Origin of the sequence: Rhodococcus sp. ACS1 (assembly GCF_002300155.1) — a bacterium.
In the GTDB taxonomy this organism is placed as follows: Bacteria; Actinomycetota; Actinomycetes; order Mycobacteriales; family Mycobacteriaceae; genus Rhodococcus_F; species Rhodococcus_F koreensis.
Genome location: NZ_NSDZ01000012.1, coordinates 354,581 through 381,380 on the forward strand (window position 1 = coordinate 354,581; position 26,800 = coordinate 381,380).

The following is a 26,800-nucleotide window of genomic DNA, read 5'->3' on the forward strand; positions in this document are numbered from 1 at the left end:
GGAACACCGCCATGACCGCAGTACACCCGATCCCCACCGACGCCGAGAACGTCGCGGCGATGACCCCCAGCGCCTACGTCACCGCGGAGACGCTCCGGGCGGGCGATCCGCAAGAACACGAAATGGTCCACCTGAGCAGCGGCGACGAGAAGTTCACCGTCGGCTCGTGGCGCGCCGAGCCCTACCGCGAGTTCATCGAGTCCTACCCGGGCGACGAATACACCCGGGTCCTGGAGGGCTCCGTGACCTTGACGGCGGACGACGGGGTCGCCCACACCTTCGGCCCCGGCGACGCGTTCACCCTGACCAAGGGGTGGCGCGGGGAGTACCGCGTCGACGAACCGCTGCTCAAGCAGTTCGCCATCTACGTTCCCTGACCATCACTTTCGAGCACGAGGATGACGATGCCTGATCCGACCACACTCGACGACTGGACAGCACTCGCCGCGGCAATCACGCCGCGCCGCGAACTGTTCGTCGACGGCGCGTTCCGTCCCGCGAAATCGGACGAGACGTTCGATTCGATCAACCCGGCGACCGGTGAACTGCTCGCCCGGGTGTCCGCCGCGGACGCCCCCGACGTCGACGCGGCGGTCCGGTCCGCGAGGGAGGCGTTCGACTCGGGCATCTGGTCGCGCAGCCCGGCGTCCCACCGCAAACGGGTCCTGCTCAGGCTCGCCGAGCTGATCCTCGAGCACCGCCACGAGCTCGCCCTGCTCGACTCCCTCGACATGGGCAAGCTCGTGGTGGAGGCGCTGACCGTCGACGTCCCCTCGGCCGCCGCACTTTTCACGTTCTACGCCGAGGCTCTCGACAAGATCGGCGGGGAGATCGCGCCCACCGATCCGGGAAGTCTCGCGCTCGTCTCCCGCGAACCGCTCGGTGTCGTCGCCGCCGTGGTGCCGTGGAACTTTCCGCTCGATCTGGCGGTGTGGAAGCTGGCGCCGGCCCTCGCAGCGGGCAACAGCGTCGTCCTCAAACCCGCCGAGCAGGCCCCGCTGTCGGTGCTGCGACTGGCCGAACTCGCGACCGAGGCGGGGCTGCCCGACGGCGTCCTGAGCGTCGTCCCGGGGCTCGGCGCCACCGCCGGGGCGGCGCTGGGCCTGCATCCCGACGTCGACGTCGTCGCCTTCACCGGCTCGACCGCCACCGGGAAACGGTTCCTCCGGTACGCGGCGGACTCGAACCTCAAGCAGGTGTGGCTCGAATGCGGAGGCAAGAGCCCCAACCTGGTGTTCGCGGACGCCGACCTCGACGAGGCGGTGGAGAACGCCGTGTTCGGCGCGTTCTACAACCAGGGGGCGGTGTGCTCGGCCAACTCCCGGTTGCTGGTCGAGGAGTCGGTGGCCGAACAGGTGACCGAGGCCCTCGTCCGCCGGGCGTCGTCGATCCGCGCCGGCAATCCGCTCGATCCCGCTTCCACACTGGGCGCGATCGTCGACGAGAACCACGCTCGCACCGTCGCGGGGTTCATCGACCGCGCCCGGTCCGACGGCCGGGTGTTGCTGGGCGGCAACAGGACCACCGTCGACGGCCGCGGATCCTTCGTCGAACCGACGATCTTCGCGGACGTCGCACCCACCGCCGAGGTGGTGACCCAGGAAGTGTTCGGACCCGTCCTCACCGTCCAGACGTTCACCGACGAGGCCGACGCGGTCCGCATGGGCAACGACAGCATCTACGGTCTGGCCGCCTCGGTGTGGACCGAGAATCTGAACCGGGCGCACCGCGTCTCCGCGGCACTGCGGGCGGGAACCGTCTCCGTCAACACCGTCGACGCCATCAGCGCGCAGACCCCGTTCGGCGGGTTCAAACAGTCCGGGTTCGGCCGCGACCTCTCCCTGCACGCGATGGACAAGTACACCGGACTGAAGACGACGTGGATCCGGCTGCGGTGACGCGCGGGCGAATGTACCCGTCGGCGCACCCGAGGCGCCCGGAGGTACATTCGCCCCGAAACGTGGCACCCCACACCGGCCCGTCGAGCCGCTAAGCTGGCGCCATGTTCGCCCTCGTCCCTCCGGAACCAGATCCGCGATTGCGTTGTGCCACAGCACTTCATGGCAACACCTCCACGATGGAGGCGATCACGGTACGCCGGCTCGCCGCGGCCGACTGGGAGGCGGTGCTCCGGATCTATTCCGAGGGGATCGCGACGCGACGGGCCACGTTCGAGACGGTGACCCCGACCAGGTCGGAGCTGGACACACGCTGGCTCGACGGGCACCGGTGGGTGGCCGAGGTGTCGGGGACGGTGGCCGGGTGGGCCGCCCTCTCCCCCATATCCTCGCGGCGGTGCTTCCGCGGGGTCGCCGAGAATTCCGTGTACACCGCCAGGGAGTTCCGCGGGGAAGGCGTCGGCACCGCACTGATGCGGCGGCTCCTCGACGAGGCCGACTTCGCGGGACTGTGGACGCTCCAGGCCTCGGTGCTGGCCGTGAACAGCGGGTCCATCGCCCTGCACCACGCGGTCGGCTACCGGACGGTCGGGGTGCGGGAGCGACTCGCGCAGATCGACGGCACCTGGCACGACAGCGTCCTGCTCGAGCGCCGCCGGGACACCTGACACCGCGACCGCCCGGCGATACCGTGGAGGAATGCTCCCCGTCATCGACCTCGCCGAACTGGACACCCCGGCCGGGCGGGAACGGCTGCGGGAGATCACCCATCACGTCGGGTTCTTCTACCTCGACGGGCACGGCGTGGACCGGGCACTCCTCGACCGGGTGTTCACCGTCGCGCGGGAGTTCTTCGCCCTGACCGACGACGCCAAGCAGTCGATCGCGATGCTGAACAGTCCCCATTTCCGCGGCTACAACCGGGTGGGCGGCGAACTGACCAACGGTGAGACCGACTGGCGGGAACAGATCGACATCGGGCCCGAACGGCAGCCGATCCCCGGTGCCGCCGGCTACCTGCGGCTGCAGGGTCCCAATCAGTGGCCCGCGGATCTCCCCGACCTGGAGAAGACGATCGAGGCCCTCGACGCCGCGCTCGCCGACGTCGGGATGCGGCTGCTGCGGCACTGGGCCGCGTCACTCGACGCCGATCCGGCAATCTTCGACGACGCCTTCGCGCACGCCCCCGCCACACTGATCAAGGTCGTCCGCTATCCGGAACGCCCGAGCGCCGACCACACCGGCGAGCAGGGTGTCGGCGCCCACAAGGACTCGGGTGTGCTGACCATGCTGCTCCTCGAACCGGGGTCGTCGGGACTGCAGGTGGAGACCGAGGACGGCGACTGGATCGACGCGCCCGCGCGGGCGGGTTCGTTCGTCGTGAACATCGGCGAACTGCTCGAGGTCGCGACCGGTGGCTACCTCCGGGCCACCCGGCACCGGGTGCTCACGCCCGCCGGTGCGCCCGAGCGATTGTCGGTCCCGTACTTCCTCAATCCCGCTCTCGACGCCACGGTCCCGACCATCACCCTGCCACCGAATCTCGCCGCGCGAGCCCGCGGAATCGAGGACGACCCGTCGAACCCGCTCTACAACACGTACGGCGAGAACGCGTGGAAGAGCCGCACCCGCGCCCACCCCGACGTCTACGCACGCTGGTATCCGGGCGAGGCGGAACCGGAGTAAAACGCCCGCCGCCACCGGGAGTATTGTTCCCGCAGTGTTGTTCCTGACCTCTCGGCGCTACGTCGACCTCCGCCTGCAGGCGAGCGCGATCTGTCCGCGCTCGCGCTGACGCACCTCTCCACTCAGGACTCTCTCCCGCCGTATCCGCCCCACCGGGCGACGTTCCACGGCCCCACGCGAAAGGCACACCCATGCCCAGTTCCGCGCTGTCCACGCGCGCCGAGACCACCTCTCGACGCCGTCTCCCCCAGTGGGCCACCTCGTTCGGCCCCCAGATTGTCACCGGTCTCGTTGTCGGCGTCATCCTCGGACTCGTCGCCCGCGCCATGCCCGTCGCCGCCGACGGCAACGAGAACTGGCTCGTCGGAACCGTCCACACCATCGGCTCCAGTTACGTGAAATTGCTTACCGTCGCGGTGATCCCGCTGGTGTTCACGGCCATCGTCAGCTCGATCGCCAACCTGCGTGAGGTGGCCAACGCCGCCCGCCTGGCCGTCCAGACACTGCTGTGGTTCGCGATCACCGCGTTCATCGCCGTGATCATCGGGATCGTCGTCGGGTCGATCACCCAGCCCGGAGCCCGCACCGGCGTCAGCGCCGCCACCGAAAAGGCGCCCGGCACCACCGGTTCGTGGTGGGCGTTCGTCACCGGACTGGTCCCCAGCAACTTTCTCGGACTGAACGCGAAGACCACCGTCGCCGAGGGCGCGGCCAGCACGTCGCTGAGCTTCAACGTGCTGCAACTGCTCGTCGTCGCGGCCGCGATCGGCATCGCCGCCCTGAAGGTCGGAGCGAAAGCCGAACCGTTCCTGCAGTTCAACGCATCGCTCCTCGCCATCGTGCAGAAGGTGCTGTGGTGGATCATCCGTCTCGCACCGATCGGGACCGCGGCACTGATCGCGAACGCCGTCGCCACGTACGGCTGGGACGCCATCGGCTCGCTCGGCTGGTTCACCGCCGCCGTGTACGCCGGCCTGGCCATCGTGTTCTTCGTCGTCTACCCAGTCCTGATCCGCGCGCACGGACTGTCGGTGCGCGCCTTCTACTCCGGCGTGTGGCCCGCAACACAACTCGGCTTCGTGTCGCGGTCGTCGATCGGCACCCTGCCCCTCACCGAGCGGGTCACCGAACGCAATCTCGGCGTCCCCCGCGAGTACGCGTCGTTCGCCGTGCCGCTCGGGTCGACCACCAAGATGGACGGCTGCGCCGCGATCTATCCCGCGATCGCAGCGATCTTCGTCGCCGAGTTCTACGGTGTGCCTTTGTCGTTCACCGACTACCTCCTGATCATCGTCGTGTCGGTCATCGGTTCCGCCGCCACCGCGGGCACCACCGGAGCCACGGTCATGCTGACGCTCACGCTGTCGACGCTGGGGCTCCCCCTCGCCGGTGTCGGCCTGCTGCTCGCGGTCGAGCCGATCGTCGACATGGGCCGCACCGCGGTGAACGTCACCGGCCAGGCGCTCGTCCCCACCATCGTCGCCAAGCGGGAGGGCATCCTCGACGAAGCCCGCTACAACGCCGAGCGCACCGGCGACCCGTTCCAGGACGACGACACGGTCGTCGCGGCGTAGCGAACGCTCGACGAGAGCCTTCCCCCGTGGAAGGCTCTCGTCATGGCCGACCTCAGCGCGATCAAACGACGGATCGTCATGCAATTCCAGCGGCACGTCGCCAACCCGCTCACCGCGCGGCTGTCGAGCCAGACCCTCCTCGAGACCACCGGCCGGGTGAGCGGGCAGCCCCGCGTCACGCCCATCGGCGGCCGGCGCACGGGCGCCGAGTTCTGGCTGGTGTCCGAGTTCGGGGAGAAGTCGAACTACGTCCGCAACATCCGTGCGAACAATGCCGTTCGTCTGCGGTTCCACGGCCGGTGGCATACCGGCACGGCGACACTGCTGCCCGACGACGACACGAGGGCGCGGCTGGCCCAGCTGCCCCGGATGAACAGCACCGCCGTCCGCGCGGTCGGTACCGACCTTCTGACGGTCCGGATCGATCTCACCGACTGAGATCCGACCCCGCACACGCCCACCGAATTGCCATCCGCGGACGCAATGGCGCCCGCGGATGGCCACTCGCTGTGCATCTACGGACCAGTCAGTCCGAACGGCCGTTCGGGTATGCACGTTTTGCGGCCTGGCCAGGTGTGATGTTCGCAACTACGCGTTCGGCCTCCACGCCGGGCGCGGATTTGCTACCGCTCGTTCGCGGTCGAATCGAGCAGCTTGCAGATCGGACTTAGCCTCCGCTAATCTGCGGTTTCGCGTGGACATGCCAAAGTCCGCATTTCAGACAACGACGTCTGCCTCACCGGCGCATCGGTACGGGGCCGGTTCTCTGCCGTGATCCTCTCGCCGACGCCACCCGTGCGCCCAGCACGGACCCCTATTCGGCGAGTATCGCGAGGAGACAGTCGGTTGAACACGAGTGCCACCGAGTCCGGCCTGTACGACAGGACGCTCGACAAGAGCAGCTGCGGCGTGGGCTTCATTACCCGCAAGGACGGCATTCAGACCCACGACGTCCTCGCCAGGGGCCATGAAGCCCTGTGTGCCGTTCCTCACCGCGGTGGCATGTCGGCCGAGGGTGTCGGCGACGGCGCCGGCGTGTGCGTCGACCTGTCGGTGCCGTACTTCCGGGCCCTGACCGGTGACGGCGACCTCGAGGCGGGCCGCTTCGGGGTCGGCAACTTCTTCCTCCCCACCGACGTCGCGTTCCACGGCGACGCGGAGGCCGTCATCGAGCGGGCTCTCGCTGAGCAGGGGTTCCGGGTGCTGCTCGAGCGCGACGTGCCCGTCGACGCCACCGTGCTCCGGCCCGCCGCGATCCGGCACCAGCTGCCGATCCGGCAGTGGGTGTTCACCGCGCCCGACGCGTGCGCCGACGAGACCGAGTTCGACCGCCGCATCCACGACGCCCTCCTCGCGATCGAGGCCGTCGCGTACACCCAGCCTGATCTGGCCGGGCTGTACCCGCTGTCGCTCAGCGCCCGCACCCAGGTGCTCAAGGGCCGCCTCAACTCGAACGAGGTGATGCCCTACTTCCAGGACCTCGTCGACCCGGCGCACGCCATCCACACGCTGTACTTCCACACCCGGTTCTCCACCAACACCGATCCGCATCCGACGATGGCGCAGCCGTTCCGTCTGATGGCGCACAACGGTGAGCTCAACACGGACAAGAAGAACCGCCTGTCCGAGACGGCCCTGGCCCGCGCCCGCAACCGGGAAATCGTCCGTCCGCACGGTCAGTCCGACAGTTGTCGCCTCGACCAGACGCTGCAGAGCCGCGTCGTGGAGGACGGTCTCGACCTGGTGACCGCGGTCGTGTCGATGATGCCGCCGGCGTGGGAGAACGATTCCACGCTGTCACCCGAGGTGCGGGCGATGCTCGAGTACTTCTCGCTGTACGAGGAGAAGAACGACGGCCCGGCCGCGCTGATCTTCGGCGACGGCACCGTCGTCGGCGCCCGGCTCGACCGGCTCGGTCTGCGTCCGCTGCGTTCGGTGGAGACGGACGAGTACCTGTGCGTCACGTCGGAGGCCGGGCAGATCGACTTCGACCCCGCCACCGTGCTGCACCGTGGACGCATCGAGGCCGGCGGCATGCTGTACTTCGACCACCGCGTGGGCCGCGCATACTCCACCGACGAGGCACTCGAACTGCTCGCCGCCCGCAACGACTACCCGACGCTCGTCGCGGAAGCGCGCCGGACCATCGAGGCGCTGCCCGAGGTCGAGGCCGAGCCGGGTCCGTTGCGCTACAACGGCGACCTCGAGCGCACCCAGCGCTACGTCGCGTACTCGCACAACCAGGAAAGCTTCAAGTTCATGATGGACCCGATGCTCGCGTCGGGTCAGGAGAAGATCTCCGCGATGGGCTACGGCAACGCCATCAACGCGCTCTCCGATCAGGAGGGTGGTGTCGCCAAGTACTTCTCGCAGCGTTTCGCGCAGGTGACCAACCCGTCGCTGGACAGCATCCGTGAGGCCGACGGCATGACGCTGCGCGTCGCGCTGGGCGCCAAGCCGAACAGTGGCGCGCAGTCGGCCCCGCAGATCGTGGTGCCCTCGCCGATCCTCACCCACCTGGACATGCTGCGGATCCGCAAGCAGTCCGAGACGCCGGTGCAGCGATTCCCGATGCTGTACACCCCGGTGCACGGTGACCCGGCCGCCAACGCGGCGGCGCTCGAGGCCGCGGTCGACGGGCTCTGCGACGAGGTGGAGGCGTTCGCCCGCGAGCAGGGCGGCATCGCGATCCTCACCGACCGTCACGTGGCCACCGACCGCGCCGCGCTGCCGATGATCGTGGCGATCTCCGCGGTCAACCAGCGGCTGATCGAGGAGGGCCTGCGCCTGCGCGTGTCCGTCGTCGCCGAGAGCGGTCAGATCTCGTCCTCGCACCACGTCGCCGCCGCCCTCGGTTTCGGCGCCGCCGCGATCTACCCCCTCGCCGTCCGTCTGCGCGCCGAGGAGAAGTTCGCCGACGACGCCGACCAGGCGTTCAAGCGGTTCGCGAAGGCCGCCGAGAAGTCGCTGATGAAGACGATGGGCCGGGTCGGCCTGTGCACCGCCGAGAGTTACATCGGCGGCGAGTTCTTCGAACCGAACTACCTCGACACGGACGATCGGGTGCTGCGCCGCTACTTCGCGAACGTGAAGACGCCGGTCGGCGGTGTCGGGTTCGCCGTCATCGCGCAGGCCGTCGCGGACTGGCACCAGCGCGCGCTGTCGGTCACCGGGGAGAAGGACGTCCCGCTGCTCGGCCTGTTCAAGGAGCGCGCGGAGGGCGCAGGCCACTCGTACGGCACGGCGGCCGTGCGCGGCTTCGTCGACCTCACCGAGGAACCCATCGCATTCGACACGGCGGGCACGCAGGACCACACGGAATCGCTGCGACTGCTGCCGCTGAACCGGCTCGAGGACGCATTCGGTCTCGACGACGACGCCTACCGCAACGCCGGATTCCAGAAGCTGACGCACGAGGCGATCGACCGCTTCGAGATCACCCCCGGCTACCGTGCGTTCGCGCGGACGATGGCCGACGAGCGGACCCGTCGTCCCGCAGCGCTGCGCGACGTCCTGGATCTGCCCGCCGACGTCACGTTCCTCACCACGGCGGCCGAGTTCCGCAAGCAGATGGGCCGCTTCTCCCGCAAGGGCAACAACAGCTTCGCGGTGCGCGGACTCGCCTCCGAGGCCATCGGCGAGGACGAGTTCCGGCTCCGGCTCACCGGACCGCACGCGGGCGAGGCCGAAGTGCTGGTCGCGCTCGGCGAATCGCTGGTGATGCGGTTCGGCGACGACCTCCGCGAGCACCGCGTCGACGGCGACGCCCTCGTGGTGCGCACGTCCGGTGAGGCGCTGCGATGTCTGTCGCTGCTGCGCACCGCTCCGGCGAGCCTGCCGATCGACCGGGTGCAGAAGGCCAGCGAGATCACCCCGTTCCTCACGTCCGGCGCCATGAGCCACGGCGCGCTGAACTCCAACGCGCACGAGGCCGTCGCGCACGGCACCAACATGGTCGGCGGCATGTCGAACAGCGGTGAGGGCGGCGAGCACATCTCCCGTTACGGCACCATCCGCGGTTCCCGGATCAAGCAGTTCGCGTCGGGCCGCTTCGGTGTGTGGGCCGGCTACCTCGCCGACCCGATGCTCGAGGAACTCGAGATCAAGATCGCGCAGGGCGCCAAGCCCGGCGAGGGCGGGCAGCTGCCCGCACCCAAGGTCACGGTCGAGATCGCCGCCGCGCGCGGCGGCACCCCCGGCGTCGAACTCGTCTCTCCCCCACCGCATCACGACACGTACTCGATCGAGGACCTCGCGCAGCTGATCCACGACTGCAAGGCGGCGCGGGTCCGCGTCATCGTCAAGCTCGTGTCCTCGGAGGGCATCGGCACCATCGCGGTGGGTGTCGCGAAGGCGGGAGCCGACGTCATCAACGTGGCCGGCAACACCGGCGGCACCGGTGCCGCCGCGGTGACGAGCCTCAAGTACGCCGGACGTTCGGCGGAGATCGGGGTCGCCGAGGTCCATCAGGCGTTGTGCGCCAACGGTTTGCGGCAGAAGGTGCTGCTCCGCTGTTCCGGCGCGCACCAGACCGCGAGCGACGTCGTGAAGTCGGCGTTGCTCGGCGCCGACAGCTTCGAGTTCGGCACCACCGCCCTGATGATGCTCAAGTGCGTCATGGCCAAGAACTGCAACATCAAGTGCCCGGCCGGCCTGACCACCAACCCCGAGCTGTTCGACGGTGACCCGCGGGCGATGGCGCAGTACCTGCTCAACATCGCGCACGAGACCCGTGAGGTGCTGGCCGAGCTGGGCATGTCCTCGCTGCGCGAGGCCCGGGGACGCTCGGATCTGCTGCAGCTCCTGGACCACCCGTCCAGCGTCGGTCAGCTCGACCTGCGCGCGATGCTCGCCGTGGTCGACGAGGTCACCATCGGCGATCCGGTGTACCTGGAGAAGGACTACACGCTCGACGACGGCTGGCTCGTGCAGCTGCGTGCCGCGCTGATCGAGCAGGGCGAGGCCACCGTCGAACTCGGCGACGGCGTGCACCTGAGCAACCGCAACAAGAGCGTCGGCGCCCAGCTGGCGGTCGACATCGAGCGGATGCTCAATCACGAGCTCACCGAGGTCGCGCTGCCCGCCGTGCTCCGCGACGAACGCGGTCGCGGCTACCTGCGCGACGGCAGCGTCCGGATCGCCACGTCCGGGTCCGCGGGCCTGTCGTACGGCGCGTTCTGCAACGACGGCATGGCCCTGGTCCACACCGGCACCGCCAACGACGGCGTCGGTAAGGGCGCCAACGGCGGCAGCATCGTCGTGAGCTCCCCCGGTGGCGGTTCGGACCGCCACGGCGGCAACGTGCTGATCGGCAACTTCGCGCTGTTCGGCGCCACCGGTGGCCGCACGTTCGTCGAGGGCCAGGCGGGTGACCGCTTCGCCGTGCGCAATTCGGGTGCCACCGCGGTCGTCGAGGGTGTCGGCGACTTCGCCTGCGAGTACATGACCAACGGTGCCGTCCTCAACCTCGGCGGCTTCGGCAAGGGCCTCGGCAACGGCATGAGCGGCGGCTTCGTCTACCAGTACGACCCCGAGAACGAGTTGCCCGGCAAGGCCAGCGCCGACTCGATCCTGCTCGGCTCGATCACCGGCGACGACGAGCACGCCGCGCTGCACCGTCAGGCCGTGCACGTGCTGCTCGGGTGGCACCTCGAGGCCACCGGCTCCGCCAAGGCGGCGTGGCTGCTGGCGAACTGGGAGACCGAGCAGCACCACTTCGTGTACGGCATGCCGCGCGCGCTGCTGCAGTACCAGGACAGCGACGAGATCCTGAAGGCCAAGCCCCGCAAGGACCTGGCCGACGAACTCGCCGCCGCACTGGTCGGGCACCAGGTGCGCAAGTTCAAGCTGGACTACCGGGACGGTCACGCCGTGCTGGACGGCGCCGTGCCCGGCTACGGCGAGGCCGACACCGAGGCGATGTTCGCACTGCTGAACAACTACACCGTGCTGAACGCGGCGCAGGAGATGGCGCTGTCCAAGCTGCCCGGTGTCACGGATCCGTCCGACCCGGCCGTCGACAAGGCCGTCCGCAACCTGCTGCTCACCGAGGACTTCTTCCTCATGCAGCGGTTGCAGCGGTACGCACGGGAAGCGTTGAAGGACTACAGCGACGAGGATCTGGCCGTGATGGTGGCGGCCAAGCGGCTCGCCGACTACAAGGATGCGCTGCGCCGCCGCAACGTCCGGTCCATCGACGCCCCCGGCACGTACGGCTGGATCCTGCACCAGGATGCGAAGAACGTCGACAAGATCGGCCGGCTGCCCGGTTTCGAGGAGCTGTTCGCGCAGCACGCCCTCCCCGATCTGATCCCCACGAGAGACATCTCCACGAAAGACGTGGTGCCCTCATGAAATTGCCCTACATCCCCCAGGACGCCCCGTTCAGCGAGGACCAGCGCGTCTGGCTCACCGGCTTTCTCGCCGGAATGAGTTCGCGTCTGGTCGTCGGCGGCTCCGACGCGCCCGCCGCGGCGGCCGGTGGGCAGCTGCCCGCCATGCACGTGCTGTACGGCAGCCAGACCGGGAACGCCGAGGGGGTCGCGGAAGACGCTGCGGCCGCGGCACGTTCGCACGGCTTCGCGCCGGTCGTGAGCGCCCTCGACGACGTCGACACGGACGCACTCGCCGCGATGCAGCGCGTCCTCGTCGTCACCTCCACCTACGGTGAGGGCGAGATGCCCGACAACGCCGAACTGTTCTGGCAGGCGCTGGCCGCCGAGACCGCACCGAGGCTCGAGACCACCGACTTCGCGGTCCTGGCACTCGGCGATACCGGGTACGACGGGTACTGCCAGGCGGGCAAGATGATCGACACGAGGCTCGAGCAGCTCGGGGCCCACCGTGTGACGCCGCGGGTCGACTGCGACGTCGACTACGAGGACGCCGCTGCCGCGTGGGTCGCCGACACGCTGCCGCTGTTCGCGGCCGTCGAGGGCATTCGCGGCGAGTCCGCCGTCGCCGACGTCGCCGAGCCGGTGACGAAGCCGGCCCGCACACGGTCGCAGTGGAACCGCAAGAACCCCTACAGTTCCACGCTGTCCGTGAACCGGCGGCTGTCGAGCGACACGTCCGCGAAGGAGATCCGCCACTACGAGTTCGCGCTCGCCGACAGCGGTCTCGAATACGAGGCCGGTGACGCGCTCGGTGTGATGCCGATCAACGATCCCGCCCTCGTCGACGCCCTCGTCGCACGGCTGGGCATCCCGGCCGATGCCGCCGTCACCGGCAAGGAGCGGCCGTTCAGCGACCTACTGCTGCACGGGTACGAGATCTCCACGCCGAGCCACGAATTCATCGACGAGATCGAGAAGCGGGCGGGCGACGAGGAGCTGAGTCACGTGCTGCGGCACGGCGACAAGGAAGCCCTCGACGCGTGGTTGTGGGGCAAGGACGTGCTCGACCTGCTGCTCCTCGAACCGTCGGTGACGCTGACGGCGGACGAGTTCGTCGGACTGCTGAAGCCGTTGCAGCACCGGGCGTACTCCATCTCCTCCAGCCCGCTGGCCAACCCGGGCAGCGTGCACCTGACCGTCGCCAGCGTCCGCCACAGCTCGGCCGGACGCGACCGCGGCGGCGTGTGCTCCACCTTCCTCGCCGATCGGATCGCCGAGGGCGGCAACGGCGGGATCTTCGTGTCGAAGAACAAGTCGTTCCGGGTCCCCGCGGACGACGACGCACCGATGATCATGGTCGGCCCGGGCACCGGCATCGCGCCGTTCCGCGCGTTCCTGCAGGAGCGGCAGGCGCGGGGCGCGTCGGGACGCAACTGGCTGTTCTTCGGCGACCAGCACCGCGCGTCGGACTACATCTACGAGGAGGAGATCGGCGCGATGAGCGACAGCGGTCTGCTCACCCGCCTCGACCTCGCCTTCTCCCGCGACCAGGCGGAGAAGATCTACGTGCAGAACCGGATGATCGAGAACGGCGCCGAGTTGTTCGCCTGGCTCGAGGACGGCGGCCACTTCTACGTGTGCGGCGACGCCACCCGCATGGCGAAGGACGTCGACCGGGCACTGCACGACGTGATCGCCACCCATGGCACCCTTTCCACCGAGCAGGCCGCCGACTACGTGACCAAGCTCAAGAAGGAAAAGCGCTACCTGCGCGACGTGTACTGACCACGTCGGCAGCAACTCACGAGGAGCAAGAACAATGGCAGTGGTGATTCTGTACGGCAGCGAGGGCGGAACCTCCGAACTGGTGGCCGACAACATCGCCGACGTGCTCGGCGACTACGGCGACACGTCCCTGTACGACATGATGGAATTCGATGCGGGCGATCTCGACCCCGAGAACTTCCACGTCATCGTGTGCTCCACGTACGGTGAGGGCGAGCTGCCCACCGGCGCGGAACCCTTCTTCGAAGGGCTCGAGGAGGACGAACCCGACCTCACCGGCATGCAGTTCGCGCTGTTCGGTCTCGGCGACAAGGTGTACGAGGAGACGTACAACCGCGGCGGCGAGATCATGGCCGAGAAGCTGATCTCCCTCGGCGCGGTCCAGGTCGGCGAACACGGCAGGCACGACGGCTCCAGCTCCGTCCGCCCGAAGGATCAGGCCGAGGAGTGGGCCAAGAACATCGGCGAGGAATTCCTGGGCTGACACCCTCAGACCGGGAGTCGCGACTGCACGCTCCGCACCCAGTCGCGGCTCCCGGCGAGGTAGCGGTCCCGCGCCGACACGAACAGGTGAACGCTGTCGGCGCCGGGCCAGTCCGCGGGCAGCATTGCGCCCGGCAGGCCCGGGTCGATGTACGGGATGATGCGCCATTCGTCGAGCAGCGGCACGAAGCGGACGAACGCGTCGCGCGGCGACACCTCCTCCGGCGCTGAGAGCGCGACCCGGTGGTGGTCCAGGAAATCGCGGTGCCGCGCGGCGATGCCACCCAGATCCCACCACCGGGCCGCCGCGTCCCCCATCGAATCGGGGACGAACACCGACGTGGACACGAACGTGGTCACGTACTCGGACAGGCCCAGCGCGTCGACGATGTCCCCGACCTCGGTTGCGAGGTGTTCGGGGGCAATCCACAGCCCCGGCGACACGGTTCCGCACCCGATCCAGCCGAGCCGTCTGCGCAACTGGTGCCGCGCCGCCCGTTGCGATTCGGGGATGGTGAACGAGATCAGCCGCCACGGATCGGTGTCCGCCATCTGACGGAAACCGAAGATCCGCGGATCGCCGCGGGTGAACATCGACTCGGCCTGCTCGGTCACCTCGTACCCGCTGCGGCCGTCGCGGGCGCGCGGTCGGAGCACCCCCTTCTTCTTCAGCCGGGCCACCGCGATCCGCGTCGACTCGGGCGGGATACCGACCGCCTGCATCACTTCCACGAAATCGGCGATCGCCACCCACCCGCCGACGTCGCGCACGTACGCACCGAGCACGGTTCGGATCAGCGACGTGGCGCTGCCGGGTCGCGAATCGAAGTCGTCGAGGATCGCGCTCGCCGGTTCAGTCGGCGAGTTCATCACGGATCGCGAGTATCCCGGCGCACACCTCGCCGAAGCTCGTGCTCAGTGGGCTCAGGCCGAGACGCAACCCCTGCGGGGCACGGAAATCGGGGATGACGCCCTTCGTCCACAGTCGCTGAACGACGGCCTCGAACCGCGGGTGGTCGATGATGACGTGACCACCCCGCTCGGCGGAATCCTCCGGCGATCCGATCTCCACGCCCAGCGGAATCAGCACCTCGCGCACGAGGTCGAGTGCGTACTCGGTCAGGGCGATCGACTTGGCCCGCACGGCGTCCATCCCGACGTCGTCGAGAAGCGCGAGGGTGTCCTGGAGTGCGATCATGCCGAGGACCGACGGCGTTCCGCTGATCACGCGCCGGATGCCCGGCGCCGGCTCGTAGCCCTGCGCCATCGCGAACGGGTCGTCGCGCCCCATCCAGCCCCAGATCGGCTGCACGAAGTCCTGCTGATGGTCGGCCCGGACGTACGCGAACGCCGGTGAGCCGGGTCCGCCGTTCAAGTACTTGTACGTGCACCCGACCGCCAGGTCGACCCCCCACGCGTCGAGTTCGAGGGGAACCGAGCCGACGGAGTGACACAGGTCGAGCAGCAGGAGCCCGCCCGCCTCGTGCACCACCCGGGCGGCCCCGGCCGCATCCACCAGGTAACCCGAGCGGTACGCGACGTGGCTGAGAACGACGAGCGCGGTGCGTTCGGACACCACCGACTGCAGGTCGTCGACGGTGACACCGCCCCGGGTATCCGATTCGATCCACCGGAGCGTGAGCCCGAGTTCCCCGGCGACGGATTCGAGCACGTACCGGTCCGTCGGAAAGTTGTCGCGATCCACGACGATCTCGGTGCGACCCGGCCGCAACGCGAGCCCACCCCGCGCGAGTTTGTACAGCAGGACCGTCGTCGAGTCGCCGATGGTGGTCTGACCGGCGGCCGCGCCCAGCGACACCCGCGCGAGGGTGTCACCGATCGTGATCGGCAGTTCGTACCACTCCTCGTCCCACCCGCGGATCAGCCGGCCGCCCCACGATTGCGTGACGAACGCGGTGATGCGCTCGGCGCTCGCCTTGGTGGGCCTGCCGAGCGAGTTCCCGTCGAGGTAGGCGGGCACCGACGGGTCGTCGGCTCCGATGAACAGGTCGCGGTACGCGCGCAGCGGGTCCGCGGCGTCGAGTTCCCCGGCCCGGGCCGCCAGCACATCCGTCGACGCGGTCATCATCGCCCGATCTCGGTGCGCACGGCCAGCAGTTCCGGGAAGAACGTCAGTTCGAGGGCCTTCTGCAGGAACCCGACACCGCTGGATCCTCCCGTTCCGGACTTCATCCCGATGGTCCGCAGCACCGTGCGCATGTGGCGGAAGCGCCACAGCTGAAAGTTCTCCTCGAGGTCGACGAACTCCTCGAACGCCTCGTAGACGGCCCAGTGCTCCTTGGAGTTCTCGTACACGAACTTGATCAGCGGCATCAGGTCGTCGTTCAGGCTGTAGGCGGCGGTCACGTCGCGGTGCAGCGCGGACGCCGGCACGTCGTACCCGAGCCGCGACAGGCACTGCCAGAACGCGTCGTACAGACTCGGCTCACGGAGCAGCCGGTCGAGCAGTTCGTGGGCGGCGGGATCGGCCTCGAACACCTTCAGCATTCCGGCGTTCTTGTTGCCGAGCACGAACTCGACGGCGCGGTACTGATAGGACTGGAACCCGGACGAATTGCCGAGGAACTGCCGGAACTCGGAGTACTCGGTGGGCGTCAGCGTGGCCAGCACCGACCACTGCTCGGTCAGCGTCTTCTGGATGTGCTTGACGCGCGCCACGCACTTGAGCGCCCTGCCGATGTCGTCCGCATCGAACGCGTCCCGGGCCGCGAGGGTTTCGTGCAGGACGAGCTTCAGCCAGAGTTCGGTGGTCTGGTGCTGGATGATGAACAGCAGTTCGTCGTGATGCTCGGGCCTGCTCACCGGTTTCTGCGCGCTCAGCAGGGTGTCGAGGTCCAGGTACGAGCCGTAACTCATCCGCTCGCTGAAATCGGTGACGATCTCTTTCTCGATGGCTCTGGTGTTGGCCTGCACGCCCATGGCCGTCCTCACTGCTGGTGTTCGAGTACCGGGCTCCGACCTCCATATTACATAATCGTGGCGACCGCCACAGTCGTCGAATACGCGCCGATGCTCGCCGCGGACCTCAGGCCAACTCGGCCGCCCAATCGGCGAAGCTCTGCCAGCCCACCTCGGGGTAGAGCCGGCGCAGTTCGCCGATGTTCGCGTCGTACCCCGTGTCGGTGAGGAAGCGGAACATCGCGCGCATGTCCGGCGATGCGATGGCGTCCGCGTCGGACGAATGCGCATGTACCTGTGTGCCCAGCACCTCACCGAGCACCTCGGCCATTCGACGTGGCGTCGGATCATCCGAAGCCAGGTCGACTCTCGTCCCGGCAAATCGGTCCGGATCGTCGAACACGAGGGCGACGAACCGACCGAGGTCTCGGCGCGACAACTGCTGCAGCGGGGTATCGACGGGCAGAGGCAGGTCGAGCCGGCCGTGGCGGATGCCGTCGAGGCCGCCGAGCAGGTTGTCGTAGAAGTAGGTCGGCCCGACGATCGTGTACGAGACCGATGATTCTCGCAGCAACGCCTCGGTCACGGCCTTCGTCTCGAAATGTGGCACCCCGGTGCTCTTGTCCGCGTCGGCCACCGAAGAGAACACCACGTGGGGAACACCGGAATCACCGAACGCGTCGACGAGCGCGGCGCCCTGAGCGATCTCCGCCTCCGGGCCGTCTTCGAAAGGCGTTGTCATGGCGAACACGCCCGCACACCCGTCGACCGCAGACGCGATCGCCGCCCGGTCGGTGATGTCGGCCACGGCGATGTCGACGCCTCGCAGGCGCAACGCCTCTGAGCGAGAGGAGCTTCGACGGACGAGCGCTCGGACCTCACGCCCTCGCTCGAGCAGCGCGTCGACGACAGCGCCTCCTTGACCACCCGTCGCTCCGACGACTGCGTACGGCTCACTCATGGGCACAACCTCTCCTTCTCGACCGCGCCAGCGTACTCGCAGGCCCTGCCCGCCCCTCGGACTACTCGACCATGTGGGACACCGCGACCGTGGAGTTCGCGGCAGCGGTGCGCTGGGGTTGAGCGACGAGGATCAGCACCAGGGACAGGACCAGTCCTGCGACGCTGACCGCGATGAGCGTGCCGTACCCTCCGGCGCTTTCGACGAGGCGTCCACCCATCAACGGGCCGAGTGCGAATCCGCCGCCGATCGCGAGGTTGGCCAGGTTCACCAGCTGCCCGGACCGATCCAACCCGGAGAGGGTGGCCATGAGGTAAGGCAGGATGAAGGTCCAGGTGAACTTGAAGAGCAACGCGGCCAGAGTGAATCGGAGAACCCCGGGTATTCCCGCCAGCAGAGCGACCGACAGGGTCATCGCGAGGTAGCCCACGAGGAGATTGATTCGGGTGCTCGGGCGTGCACCCAGAACGGTGGCCCCGACCGATCCTGCGATGCCGAGCACGGTGGCGATCGACAGGATCACGCTCGAGGTTTCGTTGTCGATCATCGACGCGCCCGCGATGCCACCGAGGAACGTCCAGATGCCGCTGAGGCTGACGTAGAAGGCAAGCAGCGCAATCAGGCCCAGGGTCGCACGGAGAGCGTAGTTGGGTGTGGGGACCGAGTCTTCGGCGCCGGCGCGGCCCGCGAAAATGTGCGTTGCGGCAGGAAGCGGACGAGTGGGAGGACGACCATCATGAGAACGGCGAGAACCCAATATGCGATGCCGATCCCGAAGGTGTCGAAGAACTTCGGGAGTACGGCCAGTCCGATCGCACCGAAGCAGAGTTGCCCCATCAGCCACAGGCCGTAGACACGGTTGCGGTCCCTGGTCTGGGCTGCGAGTGACATGCACAGGACCATCAGCGATCCGCCCGCAAGGGAGGTCAGGAATCGAACCGCAACAAGAGTCCCATAGTCGCCGATGTAGGCCGAGCCGATATTGCCGATGATGAAGATCGTCCCGAAGATCGTGGACATCGTGCGGAGGTTGTACTTCTTCATCCACCACAGCGCGGGAATCGACGCGATACTCATCGCACCGAGCTCCGCAGCGAACAGATCACCCGTCTGCGACGGACTCAGTGCGAGGTGCAGTTGCAGTTGGCTTGCCGCGGCGGGCGCCATGAGAAGGAGCATGGCGACAACGGCCGAAAACAGGACGATGACGGCTACGCGTCCTGTGGAGTTGGGGTCGGTGCTGTCGAATGGGACGCGTCGACCGTCGAGGTACTGGGGCATCGAATGTTCCTTCGTGAAAGGGGGAAGGCGGATAGCCGTCAATGTCCTTCTGCCCGTGATCCGGTGCACCCCAGATCATCTGCCGCTATCCGGATGACCGGCTTGCCCGCACCGTGCTGGGAATCGAAGGCAGCGACAGCTTCGGAGAGAGGCCGCACGCTTGTTGCAGGTGGCCGCAGACGACCGTCACGGACCCGGCGCTCGAGGCGGACCAGGCACTCACGATCGGATTCGACGACGAAGAATATCGCCCGTCCCTGCTCGGGCATCACCCGAGGGGGCTCCGCGATGGTGACGAGGACACCACCGGGACGCACCAGTTTCGCTGAACGGTCGAGTGTTTCGCCGCCGATGACATCGAGTACCACGTCGACCTCGTCGAGATCTTCGAGCCGGTGCCGATCAAGATCCACGAAAGCGTGGGCGCCGAGACCGAGAACCGTGTCACCGTGCCGAGCACGACCGGTGCCGATGACCCGGGCGCCCGCCTCGAGCGCCAGTTGCACTGCCATCGAACCGACCGCGCCGGCCGCACCATGGATCAGTACGGTCTGACCCGCGGCGAGTCGCCCGTGATCGAACAGCGCCTGCCACGCGGTGAGCCCGGAGATCGGCAGGGCGGCGGCCACGGTGTGATCGACTCCGCTAGACAGCGGCGCCAGGTTTCGGGCCTCGACCGCGACGTACTCCGCGAGCGTACCGTTACGGGTCCAGTCGGCGACCCCGAACACGCGCTGACCGATTGTCAGACCGGTCGTGCCATAACCCAATTCAGCGACGACTCCGGAGACTTCGTGTCCGGGAATGGATGGTGCCCGGTCGCGCCCCGCACGGTCGGACCAGGTGCCGGGCCAGTCGAGCTCACCGGGTGTGAAGCTCGCGGCGTGAACGCGGACGATGACGTCGTTCTCTGCCGCATGAGGGTACGGAACTTCCGCCACCGACAGTCCACTGACACCGGATTTGTGGTCGGACGCGATGACCGCTTGCATGAAAACCTCACTTCGTTTCGTTTCGATTGCGCGACGTGTCGTCGCGGCGGTGCTCAGCCCTGGTGCTGACGTGCGCTGGGGTGGCGCAGATAGTCGCGGGCAATGATCTCTTCCGGTTCGAGCATGGTGATCATGTCCACGTCGGGAGCGCAGATGCACACGGCGACGAACCGGCTCCAGGCCTGTGGATCGGGATTGGAGACCTGGTAGTGCACGACGTCACCGCCGGGTTCCCAGAATGCCTCGCCCGCAACGATTACCCTGGGTTCTTCGCCTTCCAATTCGAAGAAGATGCTGCCCTCCAGTACGTAGCCGAACACCGGTCCGGAGTGGCGATGCGGCGAGAGTCCAGGATCGGCCGGTGGGAGTTCGACCAGTTGTGTCATCGCGTGCGAACCCTCGGGAATCGCGGGCGGGGTGGCGCAGAGCAGATCGGTGACCTTGACGTTTCCGGCATTCAGCATGCTCTGAGGCTAGTACGGTAGCGAGCCGCCGCATGGGCCACTTGCACACCGAATTCGGGGTCCACTCACGGGAGTTGCCGAACCAATGCCTCCACGGCGGCAGGCCATGCGCTCTGCGCCGGCGCGGCGAAGCCGACGACCAGACCGTCGCGGTCGACGTCGACTTCGGGATGGCGGTAGAGCGCGAGGCCCTCGACAGCGAGATTCCGCCACGCCGGTTCTTGCGCGGCGGCGCTCTCGTTGCCGCCGGCCAGGTGCAGCAGCACGTGCAGGCCCGCAGGCAGACCGGTCACGCGATTGGCAGGCGACGACCGGCCGACCGCTCCGACGAGTTGCTCCCGCCGGCGGCGGTACTGCGCGCGCATCGCGCGAATGTGCTTGTCGTAGGACCCGGTTCGGATGAACTCGGCCATCGCCAGCTGGTCCACGAAGCCGCAAGTGGCCTCGGTCTCGCCCTTCTGGCGTGCCACCGTCTCGACGAGCCGGTCGGGAAGGACCAGCCAGCCGAGCCGAAGGCCCGGGGCAAGGGACTTGCTCGCGGTGCCCATGTACACCACCCGTTCCGGGTCGACACCCTGAAGCGCGCCGACGGGGCTGCGGTCATAGCGGAATTCCCCGTCGTAGTCGTCCTCGATGATCACACCGCCGGTTCTGCGTGCCCAGTCGACGACGGCCGCGCGCCGGTCGGAGCGCAGCGGTACGCCGGTCGGGAACTGGTGTGACGGGGTGAGCAGCACGCCGCCCACCTCCTGCATGCCGTCGAGCGCGGCGACGTCGGCGCCACCGGCGTCGACGGCCAGCGGTGGACAGTGCAACCCTGCCGTGCGCAGTGCTTCGCGGTGCGTCGGCAACCCGTAGGACTCGACCGCCAGGGAGGCAACCCCGGCACCGGCCAGCGCGCGGGCCAACAGCGTCAGCCCCTCGGCGGCACCGCAGCAGACGATGATGTTGTCGGGCCCGCAGACGACGCCGCGGGCCCGCGCGAGGTACTCGGCAAGCGCCAGGCGCAGTTCGGGGCGGCCGTACGGGTCCGCGTAACCGAACGCCTCGGACGGGACCGTGTGGAGCGCCTGCTTGACGGCGCGGCTCCACTGCCCGCGCGGGAACGACGACAGGTCGGGCTGGCCCGGTCGCAGATCGTGGTCCGGGCGGCGCGCCGGCAGCCTCCGCACGCGAAACCCTTCGGCCCGCACGGCCCCCGCGGCACGGCGGGACACCGTCGTGCCGGAGCCGTGTTGTGACGTCAGCCAACCTTCCTCTACGAGTTCCGAGTACGCCCGCGCTACCGTGTTCCGCGCGATGCCCAGGTCCGCGGCGAACGCGCGACTCGACGGCAGCCGAGTGCCCGGGGGAAGCCGGCCCGACCGGATGGCGTCACGCAGAGCGTCCATCACGCTGTCGCGGACCCGGCCGGCGGGCCGCTCGAGGTGCAGATCCAACCCGGCCCTCGGGGCCGGTGGTGAATCGGTGTCCGTGGTGTCGGCGGACACCCCTTCGTCGGCGCTCAGCACATCCTCCAGTTGACGGGAAGACCTGACCAGGAGCTTACGCCGGTGCGGGCATCGCGCCGCGGATGAAGGGTCAATGCAACAACGACGAGGGTGGCACGCCGTAGCGCTGCCGAAACGCGGCGGCGAACCGGCCGAAATGAGTGAACCCCCATTTCAGCGCAACGTCGGTCACCGAACGGGCCGAGCCCGAGGCGAGTTCGGCTCGGACGCCGGCAAGGCGGATCTCGGTCAGGCATTCGCGGGGAGTCTTGCCGAGGTAGATGCGAAAGCCCTCCTGCAGGCGCCGTACGCTGACCCCGGCTACGTCGGCCATGTCCGCTGCGGTCCACAACCGGTCGGGCTCGGCGTTGATGGCATCGATCACGCGAGTGACGATCCGTGGTCGGACAGCGTGGCGATCGTCGGTCTCGTCCGGGACGGCAGCGAGCAGGAATCCATCGGTGAGCGATGCCGCCAATCCTTGTGCCACATGCGGATTGGTCAGCAGCGCGTCATCGACGGGCTGATCGACAATGCTGCTCAGCAGTCGAAACCAGCTGGCAGCAGCGGGCCTGCTCAAATCGATCTGATCGGGGATCACCGCGTCGGCTCGGCCTGTCACGCGCCACAACTCGCGTTGGACGAGGTCCCGATCGATCTTGACGCCGAGAATCGTGCAGGCACCGGGCCACCGCGTGATATCGGCCGGCGTGTCAGCGGGGTTGACCGTGGCGAAGCCCGGGGCGGACACGACGAGCCGCCCCCTGATCCGGGTCTCGAGTTCGCCGTGAAGCGGGATGTTGATGCCGACGGCGCCGGGATGCTCACTGTGAACGGCAACATCAGCGCCCCAATTGATTCGGACAATGTGCAGCGGGCCGAGGTGCAGGGCCGACACCCCGGGCGACGCGGCAGGGCCGGAAGCGACCAGGGGCATGAGCTCATGCGGAAAATAGGCGTCGGATACGGCATGGGACGCCGCATCCCAATCGGGGTGCCGTATGCCACCCCCGGGGTGCTCGCCGCCTGACTGGGTGCCGGAAAAGCTCTCGCGCAATGTAATCGACCTCGGGTTAACGGATCGCCACGCGACGTGTCCGTGCCTATCTTCTATCACACTCGGTGCAGAACCAGAAGGGAGCGCGGACAGGACAGTGCGACGCGGACCCCGGCTCGGCGGGGTACGGGCGACGCCGTCTTCGAACAAAGTTTCGGCATTCCCACGTCGCTCCGCCCGGGGTTGCGATAGTCTGACTGCGTCTGTCGCAATGTGGAGGTGTCGTGTCGAAGGCGAGAACTCGCAGCGGCAACGTTCCGTCTACCGCGACCAGCTTCGTCGGTCGGCGTCAGCAGCGCAAGGAGATCCGCGACCGCCTGGCGAGCGGACGGCTGGTGAGCTTGATCGGGCCGGGCGGAGTCGGCAAGACCCGATTGGCGTTGCAAGTCGCCGACGAGATGAACCACCTTGTCGAAGACGGTGTGTATTTCGTCGAATTGGCGTCCGTCTCGGACGGAGGCGACGTTCCGGCTGCAGTCATTCACACACTGGGAATCGTCGATCAGTCGAATCGTGACGCCACAGCGAAGCTGATCGAATATCTTCGCGATCGCGAGATACTGCTCATCCTCGACAATTGCGAACACGTACTCCCCGGGTCCGTCGCATTGGTCAGCGAAATTCTGCGATATGCGCCGTCGACGCGAATTCTTGTCACGACCCGCACGTCGCTGATGGTGACCGAAGAATTCCTTTATCCAGTGCCTCCACTCACCATTCCCGATGACGCGGCGCCGGTCAGCGTTGAATCCTTGCCGCAATTCGAGTCGATCCGACTACTCCAAGAACGTGCAGAGGCCGCCTCCCCCGGCTTCGTCCTCGACGAGCACAATGCTGCCGCAGCGGCGCGTTTGTGTATTCAGCTGGAGGGAATTCCGCTCGCAATCGAGCTCGCGGTCGCCCGAATGCGCATTCTTTCGCTCGACCAGATCCTGGAACGACTGCCGGACCGATTCGGATTGCTCACAATGGGAAGTCGATCGGCCGCACCGCGCCAACAGACCCTCCGATCGCTCGTCGATTGGAGTTTTGCACTCTGCACGGAACCGGAACGTCATCTGTGGGCACGCCTCTCCGTTTTCGCAGGCAGTTTCGACCTGACGTCGGCCGAAGGCGTGTGCGGCGACGGAAACGCCGAGGGCGGCCACCCGAAGACAACCACGCTCGATCTCCTGAGTTCCCTGGTGAATCAGTCCGTCCTCGGCGTCGAGGACCAAGAATCGACGATGCGCTTCCGGATGCTGGAAACCATCCGGGCGTACGGCGCAGAGATACTCGCGCTGACGGGAGACTCCGAGAGATTCCGCAGCCGCCACCGTCAGTACTTTCTCGACGTGGTCACAGACCTGGAACGTTCCTGGTGCGGGCCCGGCCAAGCCGCCTCTGCCAAATGGATGCGCGTCGAGCGGGAAAATCTCCGAGCCGCGCTGGACACCGCCGCCCCGGGCGACAACTATCAACTCGAGTTGATCGCCGGACTTCGATACCGCTGGTACGCCGACGGATACATTGCCGAGGGTCGCAGGTGGGCGGACGAAGCGCTCGACGCACCCGACGATGACCGGGCGCCCACGCCGGCCCGGGCAAAAGCGCTCTGGGTCGCCGCCAGGGTGTGCCTTCTCCAAGGCGACCACGAGGCGGCCGCACTGCGCCTCGACGAGTGCGAAGCAGCGGCGACGCAGCTTCACCTTGCTGATGCGGCGGCCCACTGCCTCGGCCTACGGGGACTCGCCGCACAGCTTCGCGGCGACCTTGCCGAGGCAGAGAGCTATCTCGAGGTCGCGCTGCGAGAGTTGGCCGACGTCGGCGAGACCGCCGAATGGCTGATGGCGTCGTTCGAATACGCCGTCGTACTTTCCCTCGACGGTCGCAGCGCGGAGGCATCGGCCGTCAGCACGTCGGCGCTGGCCGTATGCCGGCAGCGCGGTGAACTATGGGCGCGCTCGTACCTGAAGTGGAGCCAAGGCCTCGACCACTGGCTGCAAGGCGACTTCACCGCGGCACATGCGACCGCGCTCGACGCGCTTCGTGATCACCGCGTCTTCGATCCGTCCCTGGGCACCGCCCTGATGACCGAGCTTCTGGCCTGGATAGCGGGATCAACCGGTCAGTTCGAGCACGCGGCACAACTGATCGGGGCCTCTCGAAGCCTGTGGCGACGCACCGGTACGGAATTGGTGGCATTCGGGCCGAAACTCACGGGCTATAACTCCGCCTGCCGCGGTCTGCTCGAGCAGGCCATGGCACCCCGGGCGCTGTCGACAGCTCTACAGGCCGGCTCAAAGCGGTCCCCGACGGGAATCATCGCCTATGCATTGGCGGAACAGGTCGTCGATTCGATTCCCGAGGATGAACCACCCGCGCTCACCAGTCGGCAGCAAGAGATCGCAGCCTTGATAGCGAAAGGGCTGACCAGCCCACAGATCGCGGCGGCTCTGGTGATCTCCGTGCGCACCGTGGAGAGCCACATCGAGAACATCATGACGCGCCTCGGGTTCGTCTCACGCAGCCAGATCGCCTCGTGGTACATCGGACAGTCCCGCTGACCGGACCACGAACTCGCAGGTCAGAACCGCTTCGCCGCGTTTGCTACTGAACGCACCCGGTACGCACATCCGCAACTTGCGTACCCCCTACCGTGATCTGCCCCATGTGCGTGATCGCACGGTGCGGCAGATTACGACGGGCCACACGTTGTGACCTATCCCATGCGAATAGCCCGACAGTGCGGCCGATCACAACGGGTCAATCGACCACGCGCGAGTCCAACGCGTCGCCGACGTGGCTCGGTGCAACACAGTCCACGCCGGGGCATCCGGCCGAAATTCGAAGGAGTCCCCATGGCATCGCAGTTCGAGGCCCGACACTCCGGCCAGCAGCCTCGGCGAGCGGACACCGAGAATCAGGCACGCGAGGACCTCGCGATGGAAATCAAGGCCAAGACGCCGATCACCGACACCGTCACGCAACTGACCCTCGTCCGCGCCGACGGTCGAGACCTCCCCGACTGGACGCCGGGTTCACACATCGACGTCGTACTCGGACCGGACATGGTCCGGCAGTACTCCCTGTGCGGGGAACCCAGCGACCGTCGTTCGTGGCAGGTGAGCGTCCTGTACCAACCCGACGGCCGAGGCGGCTCCACACGCCTCCATCACGAGTTGCGCGAAGGCGAAAGCATCACCGTCCGTGGGCCACGCAACAACTTTCGCCTCGTCGACGCACCCCGGTATCTGTTCATTGCCGGAGGAATCGGAATCACCCCGTTCCTCCCCATGATCACGTCGGTCGATCGAGCAGGAGCCGAATGGTCCTTGATCTATGGAGGCCGCAGTCGACGCAACATGGCGTTCGCAGACGACCTGACACAGGCTCACCACGACCGCGTGACCTTGGTTCCGGCAGACATCCACGGGCGCATCGATCTCGCTCGCATCCTCGCGGGTGTCACTCCCGATACCGCGGTATACGTGTGCGGACCGGAGAGTCTGCTGTGTGCTGTGGAGGCGATGGGCGCCGAGCTCGACAATATCGGCGACATTCACCTGGAGCGGTTCACTCCGAAGACTCCAACGGACGCGCCCGTCCTCGATGAATTCGAAGTCGAATTCGTGCGGAGCGGTATCACCGTCTCGGTCGGATCGGATCAATCAATTCTCGACGTCGCACGGTCCGCCGGGATACCCGCACCATTCTCCTGCTCCGAGGGAACGTGCGGGACCTGCGAAACAAATATCGTGTCGGGCCTGGCCGACCATCGTGATTCAGTTCTCAGCCCTGCAGAGCAGGAAGAAAACAGCACCTTGATGATCTGCATCAGTAGGGCCGCGTGTCCAAAGATAAAACTCGACCTCTGACAGCCCACCGAAGAGAGG

Annotated in this window: 21 protein-coding genes; 11 read left to right on the forward strand and 10 right to left on the reverse strand. The window is 67.6% G+C overall.

Annotated elements, in window-relative coordinates:
- The first annotated feature begins 11 nt into the window (after window positions 1-11).
- The 9 genes from CJ179_RS46120 to CJ179_RS46160 all read left to right on the forward strand — a co-directional run bounded on the left by CJ179_RS46120 (window position 12) and on the right by CJ179_RS46160 (window position 13,762).
- Window positions 12-377, forward strand: a complete 366-nt coding sequence (locus CJ179_RS46120; RefSeq protein WP_072944063.1) for a cupin domain-containing protein — start codon at window positions 12-14, stop codon at window positions 375-377.
- Between the two features lie 27 nt (window positions 378-404).
- Window positions 405-1,898, forward strand: coding sequence for an aldehyde dehydrogenase (locus tag CJ179_RS46125; RefSeq protein ID WP_174705519.1), 1,494 nt, complete (start codon window positions 405-407; stop codon window positions 1,896-1,898).
- Window positions 1,899-2,077: 179 nt separating this feature from the next.
- Window positions 2,078-2,566: a GNAT family N-acetyltransferase gene (locus CJ179_RS46130; RefSeq protein ID WP_095865936.1), complete on the forward strand. Its 489-nt coding sequence runs from the start codon at window positions 2,078-2,080 to the stop codon at window positions 2,564-2,566.
- Between the two features lie 31 nt (window positions 2,567-2,597).
- The gene (locus CJ179_RS46135) at window positions 2,598-3,584 is read left to right on the forward strand and encodes an isopenicillin N synthase family oxygenase (protein WP_095865881.1); all 987 of its coding nucleotides are present in this window, start codon (window positions 2,598-2,600) and stop codon (window positions 3,582-3,584) included.
- Between the two features lie 191 nt (window positions 3,585-3,775).
- Entirely contained in the window at window positions 3,776-5,158 is a 1,383-nt protein-coding gene (locus CJ179_RS46140) for a dicarboxylate/amino acid:cation symporter (RefSeq protein WP_095865882.1), read from the forward strand.
- Between the two features lie 42 nt (window positions 5,159-5,200).
- Window positions 5,201-5,596 (forward strand): nitroreductase/quinone reductase family protein, encoded by a 396-nt coding sequence (locus CJ179_RS46145; protein ID WP_095865883.1) that lies wholly within the window; start codon window positions 5,201-5,203, stop codon window positions 5,594-5,596.
- 408 nt (window positions 5,597-6,004) lie between these two features.
- On the forward strand, window positions 6,005-11,512 hold the full coding sequence (locus CJ179_RS46150; protein WP_095865884.1) for a glutamate synthase-related protein: 5,508 nt from the start codon (window positions 6,005-6,007) through the stop codon (window positions 11,510-11,512).
- Window positions 11,509-13,278 carry a sulfite reductase subunit alpha gene (locus CJ179_RS46155; RefSeq protein ID WP_095865885.1) on the forward strand — a complete coding sequence of 590 codons (1,770 nt, stop codon included), beginning with the start codon at window positions 11,509-11,511 and terminating at the stop codon, window positions 13,276-13,278. The genes CJ179_RS46150 and CJ179_RS46155 overlap by 4 nt, the downstream gene beginning before the upstream one ends.
- A gap of 34 nt (window positions 13,279-13,312) precedes the next feature.
- A complete protein-coding gene (locus CJ179_RS46160; protein WP_072944048.1) occupies window positions 13,313-13,762 on the forward strand; it encodes a flavodoxin domain-containing protein in 450 nt (149 codons plus the stop codon).
- 5 nt (window positions 13,763-13,767) lie between these two features.
- On the opposite strand, the gene CJ179_RS46165 is transcribed toward CJ179_RS46160, so the two are convergent.
- The 10 genes from CJ179_RS46165 to CJ179_RS46205 form a co-directional block, all read right to left on the reverse strand.
- Window positions 13,768-14,631 carry a PaaX family transcriptional regulator C-terminal domain-containing protein gene (locus CJ179_RS46165; RefSeq protein ID WP_095865886.1) on the reverse strand — a complete coding sequence of 288 codons (864 nt, stop codon included), beginning with the start codon at window positions 14,629-14,631 and terminating at the stop codon, window positions 13,768-13,770.
- The gene (locus tag CJ179_RS46170; RefSeq protein ID WP_095865887.1) at window positions 14,615-15,850 is read right to left on the reverse strand and encodes a kynureninase; all 1,236 of its coding nucleotides are present in this window, start codon (window positions 15,848-15,850) and stop codon (window positions 14,615-14,617) included. The genes CJ179_RS46165 and CJ179_RS46170 overlap by 17 nt, the downstream gene beginning before the upstream one ends.
- Window positions 15,847-16,701 (reverse strand): tryptophan 2,3-dioxygenase, encoded by an 855-nt coding sequence (locus CJ179_RS46175; RefSeq protein WP_095865888.1) that lies wholly within the window; start codon window positions 16,699-16,701, stop codon window positions 15,847-15,849. The genes CJ179_RS46170 and CJ179_RS46175 overlap by 4 nt, the downstream gene beginning before the upstream one ends.
- A 106-nt stretch (window positions 16,702-16,807) precedes the next feature.
- Window positions 16,808-17,647 carry an NmrA/HSCARG family protein gene (locus CJ179_RS46180; RefSeq protein WP_095865889.1) on the reverse strand — a complete coding sequence of 280 codons (840 nt, stop codon included), beginning with the start codon at window positions 17,645-17,647 and terminating at the stop codon, window positions 16,808-16,810.
- A gap of 55 nt (window positions 17,648-17,702) precedes the next feature.
- A complete protein-coding gene (locus tag CJ179_RS52385) occupies window positions 17,703-18,188 on the reverse strand; it encodes a hypothetical protein (protein WP_218834928.1) in 486 nt (161 codons plus the stop codon).
- A 71-nt stretch (window positions 18,189-18,259) separates the two neighbouring features.
- Window positions 18,260-18,922, reverse strand: a complete 663-nt coding sequence (locus CJ179_RS52390; RefSeq protein ID WP_218834929.1) for an MFS transporter — start codon at window positions 18,920-18,922, stop codon at window positions 18,260-18,262.
- A 38-nt stretch (window positions 18,923-18,960) separates the two neighbouring features.
- Window positions 18,961-19,914 (reverse strand): NADP-dependent oxidoreductase, encoded by a 954-nt coding sequence (locus CJ179_RS46190; protein ID WP_072944037.1) that lies wholly within the window; start codon window positions 19,912-19,914, stop codon window positions 18,961-18,963.
- A 53-nt stretch (window positions 19,915-19,967) separates the two neighbouring features.
- Window positions 19,968-20,378 (reverse strand): cupin domain-containing protein, encoded by a 411-nt coding sequence (locus tag CJ179_RS46195; protein ID WP_095865890.1) that lies wholly within the window; start codon window positions 20,376-20,378, stop codon window positions 19,968-19,970.
- A 65-nt stretch (window positions 20,379-20,443) separates the two neighbouring features.
- Window positions 20,444-21,868 carry a PLP-dependent aminotransferase family protein gene (locus tag CJ179_RS46200; RefSeq protein WP_257016224.1) on the reverse strand — a complete coding sequence of 475 codons (1,425 nt, stop codon included), beginning with the start codon at window positions 21,866-21,868 and terminating at the stop codon, window positions 20,444-20,446.
- Window positions 21,869-21,959: 91 nt separating this feature from the next.
- Window positions 21,960-22,871 (reverse strand): AraC family transcriptional regulator, encoded by a 912-nt coding sequence (locus CJ179_RS46205; protein WP_257016225.1) that lies wholly within the window; start codon window positions 22,869-22,871, stop codon window positions 21,960-21,962.
- A 278-nt stretch (window positions 22,872-23,149) separates the two neighbouring features.
- Between CJ179_RS46205 and CJ179_RS46210 the strand changes: the two genes are divergently transcribed.
- Window positions 23,150-25,471 carry a LuxR C-terminal-related transcriptional regulator gene (locus CJ179_RS46210; RefSeq protein WP_095865892.1) on the forward strand — a complete coding sequence of 774 codons (2,322 nt, stop codon included), beginning with the start codon at window positions 23,150-23,152 and terminating at the stop codon, window positions 25,469-25,471.
- A 294-nt stretch (window positions 25,472-25,765) separates the two neighbouring features.
- Window positions 25,766-26,782 carry a PDR/VanB family oxidoreductase gene (locus CJ179_RS46215; protein WP_095865893.1) on the forward strand — a complete coding sequence of 339 codons (1,017 nt, stop codon included), beginning with the start codon at window positions 25,766-25,768 and terminating at the stop codon, window positions 26,780-26,782.
- Window positions 26,783-26,800 lie beyond the last annotated feature (18 nt).

What these genes read in the sequence shown, in the direction of transcription:
- CJ179_RS46215 (WP_095865893.1), top strand. Translation starts at nt 25,766, where the DNA reads ATGGCATCGCAGTTCGAGGCCCGACACTCCGGCCAGCAGCCTCGGCGA.
- CJ179_RS46125 (WP_174705519.1), top strand. Translation starts at nt 405, where the DNA reads ATGCCTGATCCGACCACACTCGACGACTGGACAGCACTCGCCGCGGCA.
- CJ179_RS46175 (WP_095865888.1), bottom strand. Translation starts at nt 16,701, where the DNA reads ATGGGCGTGCAGGCCAACACCAGAGCCATCGAGAAAGAGATCGTCACC.
- CJ179_RS46165 (WP_095865886.1), bottom strand. Translation starts at nt 14,631, where the DNA reads ATGAACTCGCCGACTGAACCGGCGAGCGCGATCCTCGACGACTTCGAT.
- CJ179_RS52385 (WP_218834928.1), bottom strand. Translation starts at nt 18,188, where the DNA reads ATGATCGACAACGAAACCTCGAGCGTGATCCTGTCGATCGCCACCGTG.
- CJ179_RS46170 (WP_095865887.1), bottom strand. Translation starts at nt 15,850, where the DNA reads ATGATGACCGCGTCGACGGATGTGCTGGCGGCCCGGGCCGGGGAACTC.
- CJ179_RS46195 (WP_095865890.1), bottom strand. Translation starts at nt 20,378, where the DNA reads ATGCTGAATGCCGGAAACGTCAAGGTCACCGATCTGCTCTGCGCCACC.
- CJ179_RS46135 (WP_095865881.1), top strand. Translation starts at nt 2,598, where the DNA reads ATGCTCCCCGTCATCGACCTCGCCGAACTGGACACCCCGGCCGGGCGG.
- CJ179_RS46130 (WP_095865936.1), top strand. Translation starts at nt 2,078, where the DNA reads ATGGAGGCGATCACGGTACGCCGGCTCGCCGCGGCCGACTGGGAGGCG.
- CJ179_RS46160 (WP_072944048.1), top strand. Translation starts at nt 13,313, where the DNA reads ATGGCAGTGGTGATTCTGTACGGCAGCGAGGGCGGAACCTCCGAACTG.
- CJ179_RS46145 (WP_095865883.1), top strand. Translation starts at nt 5,201, where the DNA reads ATGGCCGACCTCAGCGCGATCAAACGACGGATCGTCATGCAATTCCAG.
- CJ179_RS46120 (WP_072944063.1), top strand. Translation starts at nt 12, where the DNA reads ATGACCGCAGTACACCCGATCCCCACCGACGCCGAGAACGTCGCGGCG.
- CJ179_RS46140 (WP_095865882.1), top strand. Translation starts at nt 3,776, where the DNA reads ATGCCCAGTTCCGCGCTGTCCACGCGCGCCGAGACCACCTCTCGACGC.
- CJ179_RS52390 (WP_218834929.1), bottom strand. Translation starts at nt 18,922, where the DNA reads ATGCCCCAGTACCTCGACGGTCGACGCGTCCCATTCGACAGCACCGAC.
- CJ179_RS46190 (WP_072944037.1), bottom strand. Translation starts at nt 19,914, where the DNA reads ATGCAAGCGGTCATCGCGTCCGACCACAAATCCGGTGTCAGTGGACTG.
- CJ179_RS46155 (WP_095865885.1), top strand. Translation starts at nt 11,509, where the DNA reads ATGAAATTGCCCTACATCCCCCAGGACGCCCCGTTCAGCGAGGACCAG.